This is a genomic window from Actinoallomurus liliacearum (assembly GCF_039542035.1).
GTDB lineage: Bacteria > Actinomycetota > Actinomycetes > Streptosporangiales > Streptosporangiaceae > Actinoallomurus > Actinoallomurus liliacearum.
Window position 1 is genome coordinate 85,717 of the sequence record NZ_BAABHJ010000001.1, and the last position, 20,307, is coordinate 106,023.

At 71.3% G+C, this 20,307-nt stretch carries 19 protein-coding genes; 13 read left to right on the forward strand and 6 right to left on the reverse strand.

Going from position 1 to position 20,307, the window contains the following annotated elements; translation table 11 throughout:
* Positions 1–43 precede the first annotated feature (43 nt).
* Both ABD978_RS00380 and ABD978_RS00385 read right to left on the reverse strand, forming a co-directional pair.
* On the reverse strand, positions 44–796 hold the full coding sequence (locus tag ABD978_RS00380) for a GNAT family N-acetyltransferase (protein WP_345346289.1): 753 nt from the start codon (positions 794–796) through the stop codon (positions 44–46).
* 143 nt (positions 797–939) lie between these two features.
* The gene (locus ABD978_RS00385; protein ID WP_345346292.1) at positions 940–1,914 is read right to left on the reverse strand and encodes a hypothetical protein; all 975 of its coding nucleotides are present in this window, start codon (positions 1,912–1,914) and stop codon (positions 940–942) included.
* A 109-nt stretch (positions 1,915–2,023) separates the two neighbouring features.
* Here ABD978_RS00385 and ABD978_RS00390 point away from each other — a divergent pair, with 109 nt between their 5' ends.
* The 6 genes from ABD978_RS00390 to ABD978_RS00415 are packed head-to-tail and all read left to right on the forward strand — an operon-like array spanning position 2,024 to position 9,664.
* Positions 2,024–3,259 carry an ROK family transcriptional regulator gene (locus ABD978_RS00390; protein WP_345346296.1) on the forward strand — a complete coding sequence of 412 codons (1,236 nt, stop codon included), beginning with the start codon at positions 2,024–2,026 and terminating at the stop codon, positions 3,257–3,259.
* Positions 3,256–4,053: an ABC transporter permease gene (locus ABD978_RS00395; RefSeq protein WP_345346299.1), complete on the forward strand. Its 798-nt coding sequence runs from the start codon at positions 3,256–3,258 to the stop codon at positions 4,051–4,053. The genes ABD978_RS00390 and ABD978_RS00395 overlap by 4 nt, the downstream gene beginning before the upstream one ends.
* Entirely contained in the window at positions 4,050–4,820 is a 771-nt protein-coding gene (locus ABD978_RS00400; protein WP_345346302.1) for an ABC transporter ATP-binding protein, read from the forward strand. The genes ABD978_RS00395 and ABD978_RS00400 overlap by 4 nt, the downstream gene beginning before the upstream one ends.
* Positions 4,821–4,845: 25 nt before the next feature.
* Positions 4,846–5,814 carry an aliphatic sulfonate ABC transporter substrate-binding protein gene (locus tag ABD978_RS00405; protein ID WP_345346305.1) on the forward strand — a complete coding sequence of 323 codons (969 nt, stop codon included), beginning with the start codon at positions 4,846–4,848 and terminating at the stop codon, positions 5,812–5,814.
* Entirely contained in the window at positions 5,811–7,280 is a 1,470-nt protein-coding gene (locus ABD978_RS00410; protein WP_345346308.1) for a sulfatase family protein, read from the forward strand. Before ABD978_RS00405 ends, ABD978_RS00410 begins: the two co-directional genes overlap by 4 nt.
* Positions 7,277–9,664, forward strand: a complete 2,388-nt coding sequence (locus ABD978_RS00415; protein ID WP_345346311.1) for a glycoside hydrolase family 43 protein — start codon at positions 7,277–7,279, stop codon at positions 9,662–9,664. Before ABD978_RS00410 ends, ABD978_RS00415 begins: the two co-directional genes overlap by 4 nt.
* Positions 9,665–9,726: 62 nt before the next feature.
* Here ABD978_RS00415 and ABD978_RS00420 read toward each other — a convergent pair whose 3' ends face one another.
* From ABD978_RS00420 to ABD978_RS00435, 4 genes are all read right to left on the reverse strand, one after another.
* Positions 9,727–10,620: a formylglycine-generating enzyme family protein gene (locus ABD978_RS00420; RefSeq protein WP_486303908.1), complete on the reverse strand. Its 894-nt coding sequence runs from the start codon at positions 10,618–10,620 to the stop codon at positions 9,727–9,729.
* Between the two features lie 173 nt (positions 10,621–10,793).
* Positions 10,794–11,234 (reverse strand): nitroreductase family deazaflavin-dependent oxidoreductase, encoded by a 441-nt coding sequence (locus tag ABD978_RS00425; RefSeq protein ID WP_345346317.1) that lies wholly within the window; start codon positions 11,232–11,234, stop codon positions 10,794–10,796.
* Positions 11,235–11,325: 91 nt separating this feature from the next.
* Positions 11,326–12,078 (reverse strand): hypothetical protein, encoded by a 753-nt coding sequence (locus ABD978_RS00430; protein WP_345346319.1) that lies wholly within the window; start codon positions 12,076–12,078, stop codon positions 11,326–11,328.
* Positions 12,079–12,200: 122 nt separating this feature from the next.
* Positions 12,201–12,989, reverse strand: a complete 789-nt coding sequence (locus tag ABD978_RS00435) for an IclR family transcriptional regulator (RefSeq protein WP_345346323.1) — start codon at positions 12,987–12,989, stop codon at positions 12,201–12,203.
* A 146-nt stretch (positions 12,990–13,135) separates the two neighbouring features.
* Between ABD978_RS00435 and ABD978_RS00440 the strand changes: the two genes are divergently transcribed.
* The 7 genes from ABD978_RS00440 to ABD978_RS00470 are packed head-to-tail and all read left to right on the forward strand — an operon-like array spanning position 13,136 to position 19,593.
* Positions 13,136–14,149, forward strand: coding sequence for an ABC transporter substrate-binding protein (locus ABD978_RS00440; RefSeq protein WP_345346326.1), 1,014 nt, complete (start codon positions 13,136–13,138; stop codon positions 14,147–14,149).
* On the forward strand, positions 14,146–15,144 hold the full coding sequence (locus ABD978_RS00445) for an NrtA/SsuA/CpmA family ABC transporter substrate-binding protein (protein WP_345346329.1): 999 nt from the start codon (positions 14,146–14,148) through the stop codon (positions 15,142–15,144). The genes ABD978_RS00440 and ABD978_RS00445 overlap by 4 nt, the downstream gene beginning before the upstream one ends.
* The gene (locus ABD978_RS00450) at positions 15,141–15,962 is read left to right on the forward strand and encodes an ABC transporter permease (RefSeq protein WP_345346332.1); all 822 of its coding nucleotides are present in this window, start codon (positions 15,141–15,143) and stop codon (positions 15,960–15,962) included. The genes ABD978_RS00445 and ABD978_RS00450 overlap by 4 nt, the downstream gene beginning before the upstream one ends.
* Positions 15,959–16,750 (forward strand): ABC transporter ATP-binding protein, encoded by a 792-nt coding sequence (locus ABD978_RS00455; RefSeq protein WP_345346335.1) that lies wholly within the window; start codon positions 15,959–15,961, stop codon positions 16,748–16,750. Before ABD978_RS00450 ends, ABD978_RS00455 begins: the two co-directional genes overlap by 4 nt.
* Positions 16,747–17,583, forward strand: coding sequence for an LLM class flavin-dependent oxidoreductase (locus ABD978_RS00460; protein ID WP_345346338.1), 837 nt, complete (start codon positions 16,747–16,749; stop codon positions 17,581–17,583). Before ABD978_RS00455 ends, ABD978_RS00460 begins: the two co-directional genes overlap by 4 nt.
* Complete coding sequence (locus ABD978_RS00465; protein WP_345346341.1) at positions 17,573–18,685, forward strand: LLM class flavin-dependent oxidoreductase; 1,113 nt, start codon at positions 17,573–17,575, stop codon at positions 18,683–18,685. The genes ABD978_RS00460 and ABD978_RS00465 overlap by 11 nt, the downstream gene beginning before the upstream one ends.
* Positions 18,682–19,593: an ABC transporter substrate-binding protein gene (locus ABD978_RS00470; protein WP_345346344.1), complete on the forward strand. Its 912-nt coding sequence runs from the start codon at positions 18,682–18,684 to the stop codon at positions 19,591–19,593. The genes ABD978_RS00465 and ABD978_RS00470 overlap by 4 nt, the downstream gene beginning before the upstream one ends.
* Positions 19,594–20,307 lie beyond the last annotated feature (714 nt).

The following is a 20,307-nucleotide window of genomic DNA, read 5'->3' on the forward strand; positions in this document are numbered from 1 at the left end:
GGGCCCCACCGAGGACGTCCCATGACGGCCGCCCGTGCCGCCGTCACGCGGACGTGCGGTCGTCCGGCACCCGTACGGCGAGGAAGGTCGTGGTGCGGCGCAGCCGGAAGCCGAGCGCCTCGTAGAGGCGGATGGCGTCGATGTTGCTCGCGGCCGCGTGCATGAACGGCGTCTCGCCGCGCCGGCGAATGCCGTCGGCGACCGCCCGCACCAGCCTGGTGGCCAGGCCCTGCCGTTGGTGGGCGGCGTCGGTGCACACGGCGCTGATCTCGGTCCACCCCGGAGGACGCAACCGCTCACCGGCCATCGCGATCAGCTTCCCGTCCCGCCGAATGCCGAGGTAGGTGCCCAGCTCGATGGTCCTTGGCAGGAACGGGCCGGGCCTGGTGCGTTCCGTCAGTGCCAGCATCTCGGGCACGTCGGCCTCCGAAAGCCGGATGGCCTGGTCGTCGGGCGCCTCGTCGAGGCCGTCGTCGACCAACTGGACGCCGGGGATGCGGGCCACCACGTCCCAGCCACGCGGCAGCGCCTCCACTCCGGCGAGCGAGACCAGCGCGCCGGGTCCGGCGAGCGCGGCGGCATCGGTCCAATCCCGCTCGCTGGGCCGCGCCGGAAGCGCGAGGAAGGGCGAGACGTCGGTCGGATAGCGCACGACGTCGCCGCGGTGCTCGGCGAAGTGCGCGTGCGGCCCGGTCAACGAGGCAAGAGCGGGGTTGTCGAGCGGATGCGGGGATTCGGCGCCGGTCGGCGGTACCGCCCCGGCGTCGCGCGGATGATCGGCGGTGGGGATGCTCACGGTGCGGGCCTCCATGGCGGTCGTGGCGGGCGGGTGTGCGCACTCTCGCCTCGTAAATGTCTACCGAATCAGTAGGTATTCCACCACGAAAGCCTTCGCGACGTCCGGCATGAATCCGCCCGCCCAGGGGCGGCTTCGGCGGCCTAACGGCGCGGCCACCGGGTCAGGCGAAGGTCATGTGAGCCGTCGGGCCGGGCGGTCTCGTAGTACAGCCACCACTCATCATCCACGAGCAAAGCGTCGACGTAGCGGAGGGAGCCCGTCCCGTACGGCGACACCGCCCACGGGGCGTCGGGGGTCAGCCGCCGCCAGGTGAACAGGTCGGCGGAGACGGCGATGCCGCATCGCTCCTCGTAGTTCTCCTCATGACCGGCCGATCCGTCGTAGAAGCCGAGGTATCCCCCGGCCGCCGGCACGACGCTGTTCAGCCGCGCCTGGTAGCGATCCCAGCCGGCGCCGACCGGCAGCACCTCGCCGTGCCATTGGAACTCGGCACCGCCGTCCAGCGAGACCGCCACGCCGGTGGGGTGGACGGTGGCGCCCACCGCGTAGATGTCGCCGGTGGCGTGAGCGGCGGCACTCAGATCGGGACGAGGCGCGGCGTAGCTGGCGAACAGGTAGGTCACCGGTCCGGCCACCAGCACGTACGGGTCCTTGACGCCCTCGGTCCCCGTGGAGGCGGCGGTCAGCACGGGGCGGGCGGCGCCGACATCGAAGCGCGACGGGTCGTCCGCGGTCAGCGCGTCGATCCGCCATCGCCGATCGGCCGGGTCGACATAGGAGATGAACAGCTGGTACCCGCCGTCGGGCGTCACCGTCAGGCGGCAGCGTTCCATCGAGGGAGAGCCCAGCTCGTCCTTCCGTACCGACCACGCGTCGGTGAAGTGCACACCGTCGTCCCCGACGGCCACCGCACAGCGCCAGCCGCGCTCCCGGTCGAGGCCGCGCGGACGCCGCTGCCGATAGGTCAGCCAGAACCGTTCGCCGTCGTATGTCACGCCCGCGCCGCCCACCCAGTAGCCGGGCTCCGGCCGCTCAGCATCGAGGACGACGATGCCGGCCGCAGCGTCGATGGGGCCGAGCGGGGGCGGGCCGAGGCTGGTCACGTCGCTCCTCATGTCGCTTCCACCAGGCCCTTCACCCGGGCATTTCACGGTCGGCCGGGGATAGCGCCGGTTTTTTCCGGAGTATTGACATAAAACCTACCAGGTATGCAGACTTTGCCGCGTGAACGCCCCAACGCGACCGTCCGGGAGCCCGCTCGTCCAGCTCCGGCACGGGCACCAGGAACTGGTGCTCGGCCTGCTGCGCGCGCACGGCCCGCTCAGCCGGGGCGAGCTCGGCAAGCGCTGCGGGCTGTCCCGCACGACGCTGTACGACATCCTCGCCGGGTTGCTCGCGGACGGCGTCGTGGTCGCGCGGGAGGCCGGACCCGGCACCGGGGCGGACACGGCACCGCGCGGACGCGGCCGGCCGGCCGAGACACTGGCCCTCAACCCCGCCGCCGGCCAGGCCATCGGCATCGACTTCGCCCGGCGCGCCGTGCACGTCGCGGCCGTCAACGTGGCGCATGAGATCGTCGGCTCGGCCGGCGAGCCGCACCCGGCGGACCTGCCCTGGCCCGAGCGGGTGGCCATCGCGGCACATCTCATCGGCACGCTCACCGGTGGTCCGCTGCGGCTGAGCACGCTCACCGCGATGGGCGTAGGCGTCGTGGGTCCGGTGGTGGGGCCGCCGGACGAGACCGCCGGCGCCCCGCCCCTGGAGACCCTGCTGCGCGAGCGCTTCGGCATGCCGGTGCTGGTGGACAACAACACCCGGCTGGCCGCGCTCGCCGAGTCGATCTGGGGCGCGGCCGCCGGCCATCAGGACGTGCTGTACCTGCGGCTCTCCCACGGCGTCGGCGGTGGCCTCGTCACCGGCGGATCGCTGCACCGCGGCGCGTACGGGCTGTCGGGCGAGTTCGGGCACATCCCGGTCCACCCGACCGAGGGGGCTCGCTGCGAATGCGGCGGCGTCGGATGCCTGGAGACCGTGGCCTCGGTCAATGCCGTGCTCGCCGCCTACCGGGCGGCGGGCGGTCAGGCCGATGACCTGGCGGACCTGGCGGCCGCGGCCCAGGCCGGTGACACGCTCGCACTCGGTGTGCTCCGGGAGGTCGGCGCCATGATCGGCACGGTGCTGGCCGCGCTGAGCAACGCGATCGGCCCCCAGGTGATCGTGGTCGGCGGCGAGCTCACCCGGCTGGGCGCGCCGCTCATCGAGCCGATCGAGGAGGCGCTGGCCGCACACGTCATGCGCATCTCCCGGCACCGGGTCGGCCTGCGCCGGGCGACGCTCGGCGACGCGGGCGGCGCCCTCGGCGGCATCGCCCTCGTACTTCATGAATCCCCACTGCTATCCCGGTACCCGGCGGAGCCGGATCCGGAGGAGAGACCGATGAACCATTCGAGGCGACCATGACCGTGGTCGCGCCCCCGGCCGAACGGCAGGCCACCCCGCGCACCCGCCGTTCCCCCCGCACGCTCCTGCTCGGCCTGGCGGCGGTCCTGTTCGGGATGCTGGTGTGGACGCTCCTGTCCCTGGCCGGAGTGCAGTCGCTGCCGAACCCGCCACAGGTGGCCGCGAAAGCGGGGCAGTTGATCGCCGACGGCACACTGCTCCAGGACGCGCTGGCCAGCCTGCGGCGGGTCCTGCTCGGCTTCGCCCTCGGCACCCTGCTGGCCGTCCCGGTCGGCTTCCTCATGGGCTGGTACCCCACGGCGCGCGCCCTGCTGGAGCCCTACGTCCAGTTCTTCCGCACCATCCCGCCCCTGGCACTCATCCCGCTGGCGGTCGTGCTGCTGGGCATCGGCGAGGTTCCCAAGATCTTCGTCATCTTCCTGGCGGCGTTCCTGTCCAGCGTGGTGGCGACCCTGCAGGGCGTCGTCGACGTGGACCGCACGCTGATCAACGCCGCGCGGGTGCTCGGGGCATCCGACCGCACCATCTTCCTCAAGGTCGTCATCCCGGCCTCGACGCCGTTCATCCTGGTGGGGATGCGGGTCGGGCTCGGCTCGGCCTGGGGCACGCTCGTCGCCGCGGAGCTGATCGCGGCCACGCAGGGCCTGGGCTACCGCATGCAGCAGGCCCAGCTCTACTACGACCTTCCGACGATCTTCGTGGGGCTGATCACGATCGGCGTCCTCGGGCTGGCGATGGACCGGCTCCTGCTGCTCGCCGAGCGACGCCTCACCGGCTGGCAGGAGCGCCGTTGACCGCCAAGATCTCCTTCCGGGAGGTCGTCAAGACCTACCCGATGAAGGACACCACCTTCACCGCGCTCGACCGGGTCTCCCTCGACGTGGCCGACCAGGAGTTCGTCACGGTCGTGGGGCCGTCGGGTTGCGGGAAGAGCACGCTGCTGAACATGGCCGCCGGCCTCGCCGAGCCCACCGCGGGCGAGGTGCTGGTGGACGGCGTGCCGGTCACCGGGCCGGGGCCGGACCGGGGGGTCATCTTCCAGCAGTACGCGTTGTTCCCGTGGCTGACGGTGCGCGGGAACGTCGAGTTCGGACTCAAGCTGACCGGCCTGCCGGCCGAGGAGCGCAGGCGGCGTGCCGAACAGGCGATCGAGCTCGTCGGGCTGTCCGACTTCGCCGACGCGCTGCCCAAGACGCTGTCCGGTGGGATGCGGCAGCGCTGCGCGATCGCCCGCGCGTACGCGGTCGACCCGCAGGTGCTCCTCATGGACGAGCCGTTCGGCGCCCTCGACGCGCTGACCCGCGTTCAGATGCAGGACCAACTGCTGCGCACCTGGAGCCGCATGCGGCGCACGGTCATGTTCATCACGCACGACGTCGATGAGGCCGTCTACCTCGCCGGGCGCGTGGTCGTCATGGCGTCCCGGCCGGGCCGCGTCCACACGATCGTCGATGTGGACCTCCCCTATCCGCGGACCGAGGAGATGCGGTTCTCCCCCGAGTTCGGCCGGATCCGTAACGCGGTCTGGCACTCCGTCTACCACCAGGCGCCCGCCGCCTGACCTTCCGGGAAAGGACCTCTTCCTCATGCGTGTGCTACGTCGCGCCCTCATGCCGGTCATCGTGGTGACCATGCTGGCACCGTCCGTGACCGCCTGCTCCGACAACGGGACGAAGGTCCGGTTCGGCTACATCGCCGACTACAACGGGGCAAGCCTCCTGGCGATCGCCGCCAAGCAGGGGCTGTGGAAGAAGCAGGGGCTCACCCCGGAGGTGAAGGTCTTCACCAACGGACCGCTGCAGATCACGGCGCTCGGCGCGGGCGACCTCGACTTCGGTTACATCGGCCCGGGGGCGATGTGGCTGCCCGCCTCGGGCAAGGCCAAGGTCGTCGCGATCAACACCCTCACCACCGCCGACCGGGTCATCGCCCGTCCGGGCATCACCTCCATCGAGGGACTGCGCGGCAAGAAGGTCGGGGTGCCCAAGGGCACCTCGGGCGACATGGTGCTCAACCTCGCGCTGCACAAGGCGAACATGACGGCCAAGGACATCCGCGAGGTGCCGATGGATCCGGCCACCATCGTCACCGCGTTCGCCTCGGGTCAGATCGACGGCGCGGGGATCTGGTACCCGCTGCTCGGCACGATCAAGACCAAGGTGCCGGGCCTGGTGGAGCTCGCCGGGGAGAAGGACTTCCCGGACACCTCCTTCCCGACCGCGTTCGTGTCCGGCACCAAGACCAAGACCGCGCTGACCGACAAGGTGCTCAAGGTGCTGCAGCAGGCCAACGACTGGCGTGCGGCGCACCCGGATCAGGCGATCTCCGAGGCCGCCGGCCTGTTGAAGGTCGACCAGGCCAAGGTCAAGGCCGACGCCGCCAACGTGCAGACCATGACGACCGCCGACCTCGTCGCCAAGACCAAGGACGGCACCGTCGCCAAGTGGCTGAACGGACTGGGGAACTTCTTCGTCGGCACCGGCCAGCTCAAGTCCGCTCCCGACCCGGCCACCTACTACACCGGCGACCTCTACACCCAGGCGGCCGGGCAGTGAACCTCCTGTTCCTGATGACCGACCAGCATCGCGTGGACACGCTGGGCGCGTACGGCAACCCGCACGTGGCCACGCCGAACCTGGACCGGCTGGCCGCGACCGGCACCCGGTTCGACCGGTGCTACACACCGACGGCCATCTGCACGCCGGCGCGGGCCAGCCTGCTCACCGGGCAGTCGCCGTTCCGGCACCAGGTGCTGGCCAACCAGGAACGCAACGTCGGCTACCTGGAGGACCTCCGCGCGGACGCGTTCACCTTCCCGGCGGCGCTGCGGGCGAAGGGTTACCAGCTCGGCCTGATCGGCAAGTGGCACGCGGGTTCGAACCGCAACGCCGCGTCATACGGCTTCGACGGGCCCGACCTGCCTGGCTGGCACAACCCGGTCGACCACCCCGATTACCTCGCCTACCTGCGAGAACGCGACCTTCCGCCGTACCGCATCTCCGATCCGATCCGGGGAACGACGCCCAACGGCAATCCGGGCAACCTGCTGGCGGCACGGCTGCACCAGCCGGTGGAGGCGACGTTCGAGCACTACCTGGCGACCCGGGCGATCGAGCACCTGGAACGGTACGCCGAGGACGGCAGGCCCTTCTTCCTCGCCACCCACTTCTTCGGGCCGCACCTGCCGTACCTGCTGCCCGACGAGTATTTCGACCGCTATGACCCGGACCTCGTGGAGCTGCCCCCGTCGATCGCCGAGACCTTCGAGGGCAAGCCGCCGGTACAGCGCAACTACAGCGCGCACTGGACGTTCGACACGATGCCGATCGAGGTGACGCGCAAGCTGATCGCGGTCTACTGGGGCTATGTCACGTTGATCGACGAGCAGATCGGCCGGATACTCACCCGGCTGGACGAACTCGGCCTCACCGACCGGACCTCGGTCTTCTTCACCGCCGACCACGGGGAGTTCACCGGCGCGCACCGGCTGCACGACAAGGGGCCGGCCATGTACGAGGACATCTACCGCATCCCCGGCATCGTACGCGTACCAGGCGAGACGCCGCAGGTCAGAGATGAATTCGTCACGCTCACCGACTGCACGGCGACGATCCTGGAGCTCGCGGGTTGTGATCCCTCCCCCGCCGTGGACAGCCGCAGCCTGCTGCCGCTGGTGCGCGGCGAGCACCCCGCCTGGCGGACCGAACTGACCGCCGAGTTCCACGGCCACCACTTCCCCTACCCGCAGCGGATGATCCGCGACGACCGCTACAAGCTCGTCGTCAATCCCGAGTCGGTCAACGAGCTGTACGACCTGGTGGCCGATCCACACGAGCTCGTCAACCGGTACGCGCATCCGGAACTGCGCCCGGTCCGGCGGCGCCTGATGCGCAGGCTCTACGACCTCCTCCGCGAGCGCGGCGACAACTTCTACCACTGGATGACGCCGATGTACGACATCGGCGCCTCGGACTACGACCCCACGTTGAGCGCCTTCGAAACGGAGGGTACGACCACATGACGGGCAGACTCACCGCCGGGCTGGGCCTGGCCGCCGTTCTGGCCGGCCTGCTCACCATCGCACCGGCGCCTCCGGCCGGTGCGACCGCCCCGGCCACGCAGGCGACGCCGGCCCCGGCGCGGAACACCTACGCCAACCCGGTGACGGCAGGCGTGGTCGACACCTTCCCCGACCCGACGATGATCCGCGGCAAGGACGGGCTCTGGTACGCATACGGCACGCAGAACCCCGTCTTCCAGAGCAAGGGCGAGGACGGTGAGCGCATGCTGCCGATCCTGCGCTCCAGTGACATGACGCACTGGCAGTACGCCGGTGAGGTCTTCACCCCGGCCACCCAGCCCGCCTGGCAGGACCACTCGCGGCTGTGGGCTCCGGACATCCGCTACGTCGACGGCCGGTACTACCTGTACTTCGCGGTGCCCGGCCGGAACACCGTGGGCCTGGTGACGGCGCCCACCCCCACCGGACCGTGGAGCGACGCGGGAGCGGTACTCCCCTCACCGAGCGGCTGTCCCACCGGCAACATCGACGAGGCCCAGTTCACCGACACCGACGGCACCCCGTACATGTACTGGGGCAGCTACGACACCATCTGCGTGGCGAAGATGAACGCCGCGCTGACCCGCGTCGAAGGCCCGGTCACCCAGGTCGCCCGGGGGCGCCGGGTCGAGGGCGGATATGTCGTCGAGCGAGACGGCTATTACTACCTGTTCTACTCCGACGCCGGGTGCTGCTCCGGCGCCTACAGCGGCTACCAGGTCAAGGTCGGCCGCGCCACCAGCCCGACGGGACCGTTCACCGACCCCGAAGGCGTCGACCTCATGTCCCTGACATCCAAGGGCGGCATCGTCGTGGGGGCGAACGGCAACCGGTGGATCGGACCGGGCCACAACGGGATCCAGACCGACCTGTCCGGCCAGGACTGGCTGGTCTACCACGGGATACCGTCCGACGATCCCGACCTGAGACCGGCCGCGCAGGGCACCCTCAAGCTGACCAGACGGCCGATGCTGATCGACCGGCTGGACTGGATCGACGGCTGGCCGGTGGTCCGGGCCGGAGCCGGACCGTCCGGAGGCGAGCAGCCCGGACCGGTGATGACCTGGAGCGCCGGCGGCGCGTTCAACGACGGCTCCCTCGCGGGCTGGCACGCCGAGGGCGCCGGAACGGTCGGCTGGCGGCTCGCCGACGACCCGGACGGTCACGGGTACGCGACCCACGGCGCCGACGGCGCGACCCCGGCCGGGCACGGGCGCGCGGCCCACGACGGCGACGCGTACCTGGTGTCGGCCGGCCGGGCACCGGCCCGGCTGCGCGCGGAGGCGGACCTGCGGGTGACCTCGGGAACCGGCGCGGCCGGGCTGACGATCGGCTACGTCAACCGCGAGAATCACGTCGTCGCGTGGCTCGACGCGAGCCGCGGCGCGTTGGTGACCGATGTGGTGATCGGCGGTAGAAGCCGTGGTGAGTCGGTGACGCCCCTGGCGGCCGGCTTCCGGTTCGACACGTGGCACAACGTGACGGTCGAGGTGCGCGGCAGCCGGATGACCGTGCAGGTGAGCGGCGACCGGCTGCGCGACGCGTCGGCCCGGCAGAGTCGCGATCTGCCCCGGGCCGCGGTGCGGGCCGGAGCGGTGGGCGCTGCCGCGCGCGGCGACGGCGCGGCCGCCGACAATGTGGGCGCGACGGCGTTGTACACGCCGGTGACGCAACGGGCGCCCGAGCCGGAACCCGGGGCGCTCCTCCCGGCCTACAGCGACGAGTTCGACGGGACGACCGTCCCCGGCACGACCGGCGACTCGCCGTGGCAGTGGGTGCGCGGCCCCGCCGCCGGGATCACCATGACGGATGGCACGCTGTCGTGGCCGAGTCAGGACGGGGACCTGTACCTCGGCGACAACCGCGCGTCGGTCCTGCTGCGCGACGCGCCGGCCGGCGACTACACCGTCGAGACGAAGATCCGGTTCGCGCCGGACCGGCCGGCCCAGCAGGCGGGCATCGTGCTGTACGAGAACGACGATCGCTGGTTCAAGATGGTGCATTCGGCACTCCCGCTGCAGAACGGCAACGGCGCCGTTCTCCAGGTGAGCGAGTTCGGCAAAGAGGGCGAGCAGCCCACGACCACCCCGCCGACCGCCGTGGCCAACGCTCCCATGTTCGGCGGTCCCACCGCCGACACCATGTGGCTGCGGCTCTCGTACCACGCCGACGTGACGCACAACGAGAACGAGGTGCGCGCCGCGACCAGCAGGGACGGCGAACACTGGGTCCAGAACGGCGTATGGACGCTGCCGATCAAGGGCAGGCTCAGGATCGGCCTGGTCTCGATGAACACGTCTGGGGCCGTCGCCCGGTTCGACTACCTCCACACCTACCGCGACTGACGCACCGCTCCGGCCGGTGGCCTCCCGCGCCACCGGCCGGGTTCACGAGGCGATGGCGGCTCTCACCGCCCGGTCGGCCAGGAGGGTTCGGTAGGGACGGAGCCGACGACCTGCGGTCGGCCACGTGCGACGCGGAAGCCGATGTTCCCCGCGGAGCTGTCCGGAGTGTTGGCGGAACGGGCCGCCACGCGGTACCGGTTGCAGTACGACGCGTGGCACATGTGCGAGCCACCGCGCATCACCTTGTCGGCGCCGTCGGGTGGTCCGGCCGGATCCCTCCGCGGGCCGGTGCGGTGGAAGCGGACGCTGAACCAGTCGGCGCACCATTCCCAGACATTGCCGACGACGTTGTACAGGCCGTGGCCGTTGGGCGGAAAGGACTTCGCCGGCGCGGTGCCGAGGTAGCCGTCCTCGCCGGTGTTGCGGACCGGGAAGTCGCCCTGCCAGATGTTGCACAGGTGCCGTCCTCCGGGTGTCAGCTCGTCCCCCCACGGATAGCGGCGCTGCTCCAGGCCGCCCCGCGCCGCGTACTCCCATTCCGCTTCGGTGGGCAGCCGGGTGTCCGACCAGGCGCAGTAGGCCTGCGCGTCGTTCCAGGAGACGTGCACGACAGGGTGGTGCTGTCTGGCGGTGATGGACGAGCCGGGCCCCTCAGGGTGCTTCCAGAAGGCGCCGGTGACGGCGCGCCACCAGGGAGCGGCGTCGACCGCCGGTGAGACGCGCTTCAGGTCCGCGTTCAGGAAGCCTTCGAAGACGAAGGAGGATCCGAAGCGCTCGGCGTCGGTGACGTATCCAGTCGCCTTGACGAACCCGGCGAACTGTGCGTTCGTCACCGCTGTGGCGTCGATGTGGAAGGGGCTCAGCTCGATCCGGCGGACCGGGCCCTCACCATCGGCCGGGAAGCCCTCCCGGTCGTCGGTGCCCATCAGGAAGGAGCCGCCGGGAAGCCCGATCATCTGCCGGTGGCGAGGCACCGGCGACCGTGGAACCGCGACCACGGGGGTCCGCTCCGGCTCGCGGCCGGGGGCGCAGCATGAATGGGACATGGTTCTTTCCGCTCGGCTGAGTGATCGCGGCCCGCCCGCGTGCGCACGGTGCCCGGTCGAGCTTATTGGTCAGCCGGTACGGATCAGTCGCCAGGTCGTAGCAGCTGGAACACCGGATGGCGAGCCGCCTCGGCGGCGAACCGCTCGTCGGTCGAGTCGAGCGTGACGTCGAAGTACGCGCGGGTGACGGGCACCTCGCGCAGGTACTGCCGGAGAACCGGAACGCTGTCCTCGGGAGTCAGCTCGGCGACGCGGAAGGTCTCTCGATAACGGCCTCGGGCGATCTGCACCTCCCCTGCCGCACGGGCATTGTGCACCCAGTTGGCGATGCCGTAGGCGGCCACCAGCCATCGTTGACCGCCGTTCCGCATGACGTCGACCGGGATGGAATACGGTTGGCCGGTCTTCCTGCCCCGGACGGTCAGCACGTGCCGATAGCCCTTGCCCAGGCCGAGGCGGGTCATCACCCGGAAGACGAGGTTCACCAACCTGGTGCCGGTTCCTACGCGATAGGTCTTGGCCAATGTCCGCTCCTGTCCGATCCTCGGCGACTGCTCCGGCGCCGCGAGCCGAGCATAAAAGATCTTGTCGCCGAGGAGACCCGGAGACCTCGGACTAGCGGTGGCGCGACCAGCCGCCGTGGTGGATCGGGCCGGGGTGGTACCAGCCGCCTCCCGGGCCGACCGGCCGGTTGTACACCGGCGGGTGGTACCAGCCGGGGCCGTTCCAGCCGGGACGATTCCAGCCCGGCCGGACCCACACGGGGCGCTGGAGGATCATGCCCGGGCGATACCACGGTCCGACGTGGAAGAGCGGAACCGGCGGGTGGACCCACTGCCCGCGGTACGGAGCGGCGACCTGGAGGACCTCGGCCATCGGTGTGCCGTTCGGCACGCACTGGACGGCGACGCTGCCGGCCTGCGGGCTGTTGGCGGTGATCTCGAGGCCGCCGACGCTCAGCAGGTGGGTTCCGGCCACGGCCGGCGCCCAGTCGCCGGCCAGGTCGCCGGCCAGCGCGCCCTGCTCCGGGACCGCGCCCCCGGAGCCGGTCACCTGGAAGGTCGCGTTCTCGGCGCCGGTGACGTTGACCCAGGCGGCCCCGCTCCACGAGTCGATCGGGAACGGCGCCTGCAGGTTCAGGTTCGAGATGTGCAGCCAGAAGCGCGCCGGCCCGTCGTAGGTGTTCCCGGGCGGGGTCAGCCAGCCGTTGAGGACGGCCGCCGTCTGCCCGAGGTCGCCGATGTTGCAGGTGAACGCCGCGGAGAACGCGGCGGCCCGCGCGGTCGTCTGCCATGCGGCGCCGAGGCCACCGGCCGCGAGCACCGCCGTCGCGACGGCGGCGGCGCATCGGCCGAGCGATTTGATCATCTGAGCTCCTTGTGAGTTCGACTCAGAGATCGACGTCATCACGTCCACCCCGCCGTACGGCCGCGCCTCAGGGGCTTTTGCCAGGTCCGTTGACGATCCGTACCTGATCATGGCCGGGCGGCTCAGTGCGTCGGCTCCGGATCGGCGTGGCCGCGTTCGGCAGGGGTGAGCAGGAGCACCTCCAAGGCCCGGACGCAGGCTCTGGCCCTGGTGAGGAGCCATGGGATGTGGGCGTCGCTGATCACCTCGGGGGTCGAGCGTACGGCGAGGGCGAAGCGGACGTACCCGGTGCGGTCGAGCAGCGGAACGGCGACCGTGCGAACGCCTTCGGCGGATTCCCCGTCGTTGAGGGCGTAACCGCGCGCCCGTACTCGGTCGATCTCGGCGCGCAGGCGGGCCGGGTCGACGATGGTGCGGTCGGTCAGCGGGCGGAGCGGGCCGACGTCGGACATGTCGTCGTCGCCGGGACGCGCCCAGGCCAGCAGTACTTTGCCCAGCGCGGTGGAGTAGAGCGGGCGGCGCAGTCCGACGCCGGCGGAACTCCGCCGTACGGTGCCGCCGGCGACCAGGACGGCGTGTCGCCCGCTGCGGATGGCCAGGTCGACGGTGGCACCGGTGAGCTCCGACAGATGGTCCAGCTCCGGCAGGACCTGATGCAGCCCGCGCTGGTGGTAGGAGAGCAGGCCGAGTTCGAGGACGGCCGGCCCCAGCCGGTACCGCGCGGTGAGCAGGTCCCGCTCGAGGAAGCCGGCCCCGGCCAGGGCCTGCGCGAGACGGTGCGCGGTGGAGGAACTGAGACCGAGCCGGCGGGCGATGTCGGAGGCGCTGAGCGCCTGCGCGTTGTCGCGGAAGCACTCGAGCACGTTCAGGGCCCGCTGCACCGCCTGAGCGCCCGCGGATCCGTTGGTCACGGGCATCGGCGACCTGCCCACATCGCAGCAACCATCTCCTCATGTCCCAGCGACACGGTGCGCGTACTCACGGGACTTAGGAGAGATCTTCCCACATCGTGGGATCTATGTTGAATAGGTAGGAAAAGTAGTGAATCCTCGCGGTCATGGTCACCGCTCCTCCCACCACGCTCTGGTTCACCCGCTGTCCCGTGCCCACGGCCACCGGAATCGCCGCCGACCGCGGCTGGCTCACCGCCGAGTTCGCCCGGGACGGCGTCACCGTCCGCTCCCTGCAGGAGGCCGACGCCGAGGGCGTACGCGGCGAGCATTTCCGGCATCGCCTCGCCACCCTGATCCGGGAGGGCGGCAACGTCCCCGCGCTCTGGGCCCGCTCGAACGGCGCGCCGACCCGGCTCATCGGCCTGACGTGGATCGAGGAACGGCAGGTCATCGTGGGGCGGCCCGATTCGGGGATCGAGGGCCCGGCGGACCTCAAGGGGCGCCGGCTGGCCGTCCCGCGTCGCGCGATAGAGATCGACTTCTGGCGGGCGATGGCGCTGCGCGGCTTCGACGGCGCCCTCGGGCAGGCCGGGCTGAGCCTGGACGACTGTGAGCTGGTCGAACTCGCAGGCGACCGGCCCGGTCAATGGGAGACCGAGCTGGCCGCGCTGCGCGACGGGCGAGTGGACGCCGTCTACACCAAGGGCGCGGTGGCCGTGGAGACCGCCGCGCGATACGGCGCCGAGGTGGCCATCGATCTGGACGCGCTCCCGGACCCCCGGTCGCGGATCAACAACGGCACCCCTCGCCCGATCACCGTCGACCAGCGGTTGCTGGACGACCATCCGGAGCTGGTCGTCCGGTTCCTCGCCGTACTGCTGGGGGCCGCCGACTGGGCCAAGGACCACGCGGTCGAGGTCGGGCGGATCCTGCAGGCGGAGACCGGCTCGGGACCGGTCGGAGTGGCCGCCGCCTACCGCGGCGACTATCACCGCCACCTGCACGCGACCCTCGACGACGACCGCCTCGCCCTGCTGGCCGAGCAAGAGGACTTTCTGCGCCGCCACGGATTCCACGACGCCCCGGTGGACGTCACCGCCTGGGCCGACCCCGCACCCCTGACCGAGGCGCGCGCGCTCACCGCCCGCCTCCCCTTCATCACCGAGGAACAGCCATGACACGCCTCTTCGTCGCCCCGCTGGCCGGAGCCCTCGCCCTCCTGCTGACCGCCGTCGGGTGCGGCGGCTCGTCGAAGCACGACTCGGCGAGCGACTCGACCGTCACCATCAGGATCCCCGACCCCGGCAACGCGGGGGTGCTGGCGCTGGGCAAGAAGGACGGCAGCCTGGCCAAGGCGCTCGCCGCCGTGCGCGCCAAGGTCGCCTGGACCGGCAGCTCCGGGCCGTTCGCACCCGCCGCGCAGGAACTCGACGCCGGCAAGCTCGACGTCGCGCAAGGTTCGATCACCTCGGCGATCGCCGCGCTCGCCCAGCATCCGGGTTTCAAGCTGTTCGCGCAGATCGCCCCGAACAAGACCGGAGAGGGGATCCTGGTCCGCAAGGGCTCGCCGATCGCCTCGGTGCGCGACCTCGCCGGTAAGAAGGTGGCGGTCAACAAGGGCGGCACCGCCGAGTACCTGCTGCTGAAGGCGCTGGCCTCGGCGGGGATTCCGGCCGACCGGGTGACCCGTGTCTACCTGAACCCGGCGCAGACGGCACCGGTCTTCAACTCCGGTCAGGTCGACGCGTGGGCCGTCTGGTCCACCTACTCCATCCCCGAGATCGCCTCGACCGGCGCGCGTTTCCTGGTCAGCGGCGGGCAGATCGGCTCCCAGAACTACTCGGTCTGGGCCGTGCGCAACGGCTTCGCCGACGCGCATCCCGCCGTCGTCCAGGCGTTCTACCAGTACCTGCACGACGCCGGGGGGCGGCAGGCCCAGAATCCGGCCTCCTACATCAACGTCTTCACCGACGCGGGGCCGCAGGCGGTCAGCGGCACCGCGCGCCAACTGACCGTCCAGGATCTCGCGCAGACCGCCGCGCCGGACCGGATCGGCTCGTCGAACGTGAACGACTTCGGAGAGGTCGCTCGCTTCTTCGCCGAGCAGAAGATCATCCCGACGACGGTGAACGTACAGCCCCACGTCCTGTCCCTCGCCGGGAGCGGGTCGTGAGCGTCGCCTACCCCGGACTGGTCGCGCCGCGGCCCCGCCTTTCGCGGCCACGCCGGCGTGGCCTGACGCTCAGCCTGCGCGTCACCGGGCCGGTGGCGCTGGTCGCCGCGTGGTGGATCGCCTCGGCCACCGGGGTGCTGAGCGCGGACGTACTCGCCTCGCCGGCGACCGTCGCCAAGGCGGCCCGGGAACTGTGGGCCGACGGTCAGCTCACCGCCGCGCTCCGGGTCTCCCTCACCAGAGCCGTGCTGGGCCTGGCCTGCGGACTCACCGCCGGACTCGTCCTGGGGGTGATCACCGGCTTCTCCCGGCTGGGAGAGGAACTGCTCGACTCGCCGTTGCAACTGCTGCGGGCGCTGCCGTTCCTGTCGCTGGTGCCGCTGTTCATGGTCTGGTTCGGCATCGGCGAGACGGCCCGCGTGATCCTCATCGCGGTCGCCACCACGTTCCCGATGTACGTGTCCGCGGCGAGCGGCGTACGGTCCGTCGACCGGCGGCTGGTGGAGGCGATGGACTCCTTCGGGCTCGGCCGCTGGGCGACCGTACGGGAGGTCGTGCTGCCCGGGGCGCTGCCGTCACTGCTGGCCGGATTCCGGCTGTCCATGACGCTCAGCGTGATCGCCCTCATCGCCGCCGAGGAGATCAACTCGACCTCCGGACTCGGTTACCTGATGACCCAGGCGCAGAGTTTCTCGCGCACGGACATCCTGTCGGTCTGCGTCCTGATCTATGGGCTGCTCGGGCTGGTCGCCGACCTGGTCGCACGCGGCGCCGAACGGGTGCTGATGCCCTGGCGCCCGCGAGGGGAGGCACGATGAGCGTCGCGGTACACGTCGAGGGGCTGCGCCGGACCTTCGGCCCCCGCTCGGTGCTGGACGGCCTGGACCTCGACATCCGGCGGGGAGAGTTCGTGGCGCTGCTGGGCGCCAGCGGAACGGGAAAGACGACGCTGCTCAGGATCCTCGGCGCGCTGGAACGCCCGGATTCGGGGACCGTGCTGGTGCCGAAGGTCCGCACCATCGTCTTCCAGGAACCCCGGCTGATCCCGTCCAAACGCGTTCTCGGGAACGTGCTCGTCGGCCTGAAGCGTACGGCGGAGGTCAGGGACCGGGGGCTGCGGGCCCTGGCCGAGGTCGGCCTGGCCGAGCACGCGCGGGCCTGGCCGCACACTCTGTCCGGCGGGGAGGCCCAGCGCGTGGCGCTGGCGCGTGCCCTGGTCAGGGAGCCCGAGCTGCTGCTGCTCGACGAGCCGTTCGCCGCCCTGGACGCGCTGACCCGGCTGCGGATGCAGGACCTCGTCGGCGAGCTCGTCCGCACCCACCGGCCGGCCGTGCTGCTGGTGACCCACGACGTGGAGGAGGCGGTCCGGCTCGCCGACCGGGTCGCCGTGCTCAAGGACGGAAGCCTCGTCACGGACGAGACGGTCACCGGGGACCGGCCCCGGGACGTCACCGACCCGTCCTTCACGGCGCTGCGCCGCCGGCTGCTCGCCGATCTCGGCGTTCGCGAGGCGGCGGCGCCGGAGGGCGGCGGAGCGCCACCCGTACGACACGGCGAATCGGATCACCGGCCGATGCCGACGGCCTCGGAAGGAGCAGTGAGATGACCCGCTTCCACGTGGTCGTGCCGACCCGTCGCCGCACCCCGGTGGTGCTGCCCGAGGTCGTGACCGACCTGCGTCCGCCCGGCCATCAGGGCGAACACCACCTGGTCGGCCGCGGCGCGGAACTGGCCGGATGGGACGGCGCGCTGGTGCCGTTCGACCCCTGCGGTCGCGACTCGCTGATCGTGGCGGCCGAGCTGCTGCGCGACTCACGGCACATCGAGGTGATCGCCGAGTTCCATCCCGCGATCGCGACCCCGGTCTACGCGGCGAAGCTGTCGGCGTCGCTGCAGCGGTACACCGGCGCGCGGCTCGGGTGGCGTCTCCTCGTCGACCTGGACCGCGCGGTGGCCCGCGCCCACGGCGACTTCCTCGAAGGACCGGCTCGCTACGCGCGCGCCGACGAGTTCCTCACCATCGCCAAGGGCGTCTGGGACCGGCGGGGATACACCTACGAGGGCGAGTACTTCCAGGTGCTCGACGGCGGGCTGCCCCCTTCGCGGACGCCGCGGCCGTTCCCACGCGTGTACCTGTCCGGCACGTCCGCGCCGGCCCTGGAACTGTCGGCCCGCCACGCCGACGTCCACGTCCTCGACCCCGGGGACGATCCGGCCCTGGTCCCCGAGGGCGTCGCACCCGCCGTACACCTCGCGGTTCCCGCCCCGCTCGCCGCCACCGACCGGGCCGAACGCGAACTCGCCGACGAGATCCGGCGCCATCGCGAGCGCGGCATCACCGAGTTCCTCCTCGACCTGGCCGCTCCCGCGGAGGACACCTACCGGTTGGGGCAGCGCGTGCTGCCGCTGCTGGAGAAGGAGATCGAGCATGCCGGTTGACATCTACTGGCGGATCGCCATGGAGGGCGACGCCCCGGCCCTGCGGCTGGGCGACATCACCCGCGGCGGCTTCGGGCCGTACCTGCCGGGCAGCCTCGGTCCCGGTAGGCGGGAGGGCGGGCCGGACGGGTACGGGCCGCTGGACTACATGTCCGAGGTCGTGTGGGCGACCGAGCAGTCCGGGTTCGTCGGTGGCCTCATGCCGTCCTTCCCGCAGACGGACGATCCATGGGCCGCGGCGGCCGCGCTCGCCCGGGAGACCCGCGCGTACCGCTTCATGATCGCTTTTCAGCCCGGGTTCCTGCACCCCGTGCAGGCGGCCCGGATGTCGGCGAGCCTGCAGGCCGCCACCGGTGGCCGTGTGGTCTACAACATCATCTCCGGCGGTGGCGGGCCTCAGCAGCTCTGGTGGGGCGACAAGGTCGAGCACGATGATCGCTACGCCCGGACCTCGGAGTTCCTGGACGTCCTCAAGGGCGTGTGGAACGGCCCGTACGACCACGACGGCCGCTTCTATCGGGTCGAGGGCGCGGTGCTGCCCGAGGAACTGCGCGGCCAGCCGTTCCCGGAGATCTACTTCTCCGGCTCCTCGCCGGCCGCCATCGCCGCGGCCGGGCGCCACGCCGATCACTACCTGTCCTGGCTGGAACCGTTCGACGCCCTGGCCGAGAAGTTCGACCTCGTCCGCAGGCACGCCGACACGCCGCCGAAGTTCGCGGTACGGGTCGACGTCCTGGCACGGGAGACCGAGGAGGAGGCATGGGAGGAGATCCGCCGCGGATGGGAGTGGATCGGCGAGGCCGAGCGGACACCGCAGGCGAGCGAGTCGGTCGGCTGGCGGCGCGGCCAGGCCTTCACCGCCGGAGCCGGTGACTCCTTCCGCGACCTGGAGGTCCAGCCCAACGTCTGGGGCGGCTTCAACCGGCTCCGGCCCGGTCCGTTGTTCGGGCTCGTCGGCGACTACCACCAGGTCGCCGAGCGTCTGGACGAACTGATCGGCCTCGGCGTGGACGCCTTCATCCTCGCCGGGGTGCCCCATCTGGAAGAGGCCCGCCGGGTGGGCCGCCACGTACTGCCCCTGCTGAAAGGACGACTGTCATGAGCCTGCGCGTCGGCTTCTTCCCGCAGAACAACTCGCTGTGGGTGCTACGGCACCGCGGCATCCTGGAACGTGCCATCCCCGACGTCCAGTGGGTCGATCTGCGGTCCCTGCCCGCCGGCGAGCGACCGGCGCCCACCGAGGGCCTGCCCTCGGCCCACGGCGACCACCTGTTCGACGGCGGATACGACTTCATCGGCACCGGATCGACACCGCCCGTCACCGCCCAGGCCAAGGGCCACGACGTCGTCTATGTCGCCGTCTCCGGACCGCGCGTCGAGAACGGCCGGCTCGTCGTGCCGGCGGACTCACCGATCACCACACCGCGCGACCTCAAGGGCCGCCGGGTCGCGCTCGGTCACGGGTCCTGGCAGACCACACTGCTGTTGTTCGCCCTGGAACAGGCCGGGCTGACGTGGAGTGACATCGAGCCGGTCGACGCCTACGGCAACGCCGCGGAGCTCTTCCTGAACGGGAAGGTCGACGCCTGGGTCGGCTCCTACCCGTACCTCACCGAGGTCGAGGAGCGGGCACCGGTCCGTACGGTGATCGAGACGGACGGGCTGTTCAGCCACCGATCGCTCTGGTTCACGAGCCGGTCCTTCGCCACCGAGCGGGGGGACGAACTCGCCGCGATCGTCGCCGCGCTCCAGGAGGCCGACGCCTGGACCGGCGAGAACCCGCGTGCCGCCGCCGAACTGTTCGCCGCCGACGACGGCGGGGATCTGGATGCCTGGGAGCACGCGCTCCGCACCCGGCCATGGGGGCTGCGCCCCGTCGACGACGGTTTCATCGCCGAACAGCAGCGGGCCGCCGACCTGTTCTACGCCAACGGGCTGATCGAACGACGGATCCAGGTCTCGGACGCCGTCCTCCCGGAGGTCAACGCCCTGGTGGAGGCCACCGCCTGACCGGTCCGCCGGTTCAGCCGTGACGGTCGGCCCCGAGTGGCATCAGCCCCCACCGGCGGCCGGCCGTCACCGTTCTTCCCGGAACACCGTGAAGGACGCCGAACGCGCGACCGGATCCGCTTCCTTGGCGCCGGGCCGGACACGGCGCATCGCCGACGATCGTCCTTCCTTTTGCGTGCGGCCCTGTTTCGGTGCCGCACGGCGGGCTACGCGTAGCCCTATGGACGCCGGGGAGCCGGTGGCAGGTGCGTCGTGCGGGCTCGATCGAACTCATCGTGTCCTGGCGCACCTGCGAGTCGGCATGGGACCGGAGGCCATCGCGGTCGACCTGCGGCGCGGCCGTGGATACTGCGCGAACTTCATGGCCGCGTCGCTCACCGTCTTCGACTCGACCACCCTGCGCCCGCTCGGTCGGATCCCCGTGGGACGTGGACCCTGCAAGGTCATCGTCGACACGGCGTTCGACCGGCTGTACGTGGCGAACTCGCTGGACAACACGGTCACGCTGCTCTCACTCACCGACGGGCGGATCGGCGGGCGGTTCCCGGTCGAGCGGGCTCCGGTGGGCCTGGCCGCCTCCCGCGACGGCCGCCGGGTGTACGCGTGCAACCGGGGGGCCGGCACGATCAGCGTGCTCGACACCGAAACCGGCGCCGAGACCCACCGGATCCGGGTCGAGTACGGGCCCGGCGACTGCGTCGTGGAAGCCGGCAC

Coding starts and splice junctions, on each gene's coding strand:
- ABD978_RS00445 (WP_345346329.1), top strand. CDS start 14,146: ATGACACGCCTCTTCGTCGCCCCGCTGGCCGGAGCCCTCGCCCTCCTG.
- ABD978_RS00405 (WP_345346305.1), top strand. CDS start 4,846: ATGCGTGTGCTACGTCGCGCCCTCATGCCGGTCATCGTGGTGACCATG.
- ABD978_RS00430 (WP_345346319.1), bottom strand. CDS start 12,078: ATGATCAAATCGCTCGGCCGATGCGCCGCCGCCGTCGCGACGGCGGTG.
- ABD978_RS00440 (WP_345346326.1), top strand. CDS start 13,136: ATGGTCACCGCTCCTCCCACCACGCTCTGGTTCACCCGCTGTCCCGTG.
- ABD978_RS00385 (WP_345346292.1), bottom strand. CDS start 1,914: ATGAGGAGCGACGTGACCAGCCTCGGCCCGCCCCCGCTCGGCCCCATC.
- ABD978_RS00420 (WP_486303908.1), bottom strand. CDS start 10,620: ATGATCGGGCTTCCCGGCGGCTCCTTCCTGATGGGCACCGACGACCGG.
- ABD978_RS00470 (WP_345346344.1), top strand. CDS start 18,682: ATGAGCCTGCGCGTCGGCTTCTTCCCGCAGAACAACTCGCTGTGGGTG.
- ABD978_RS00460 (WP_345346338.1), top strand. CDS start 16,747: ATGACCCGCTTCCACGTGGTCGTGCCGACCCGTCGCCGCACCCCGGTG.
- ABD978_RS00395 (WP_345346299.1), top strand. CDS start 3,256: ATGACCGTGGTCGCGCCCCCGGCCGAACGGCAGGCCACCCCGCGCACC.
- ABD978_RS00465 (WP_345346341.1), top strand. CDS start 17,573: ATGCCGGTTGACATCTACTGGCGGATCGCCATGGAGGGCGACGCCCCG.
- ABD978_RS00455 (WP_345346335.1), top strand. CDS start 15,959: ATGAGCGTCGCGGTACACGTCGAGGGGCTGCGCCGGACCTTCGGCCCC.
- ABD978_RS00415 (WP_345346311.1), top strand. CDS start 7,277: ATGACGGGCAGACTCACCGCCGGGCTGGGCCTGGCCGCCGTTCTGGCC.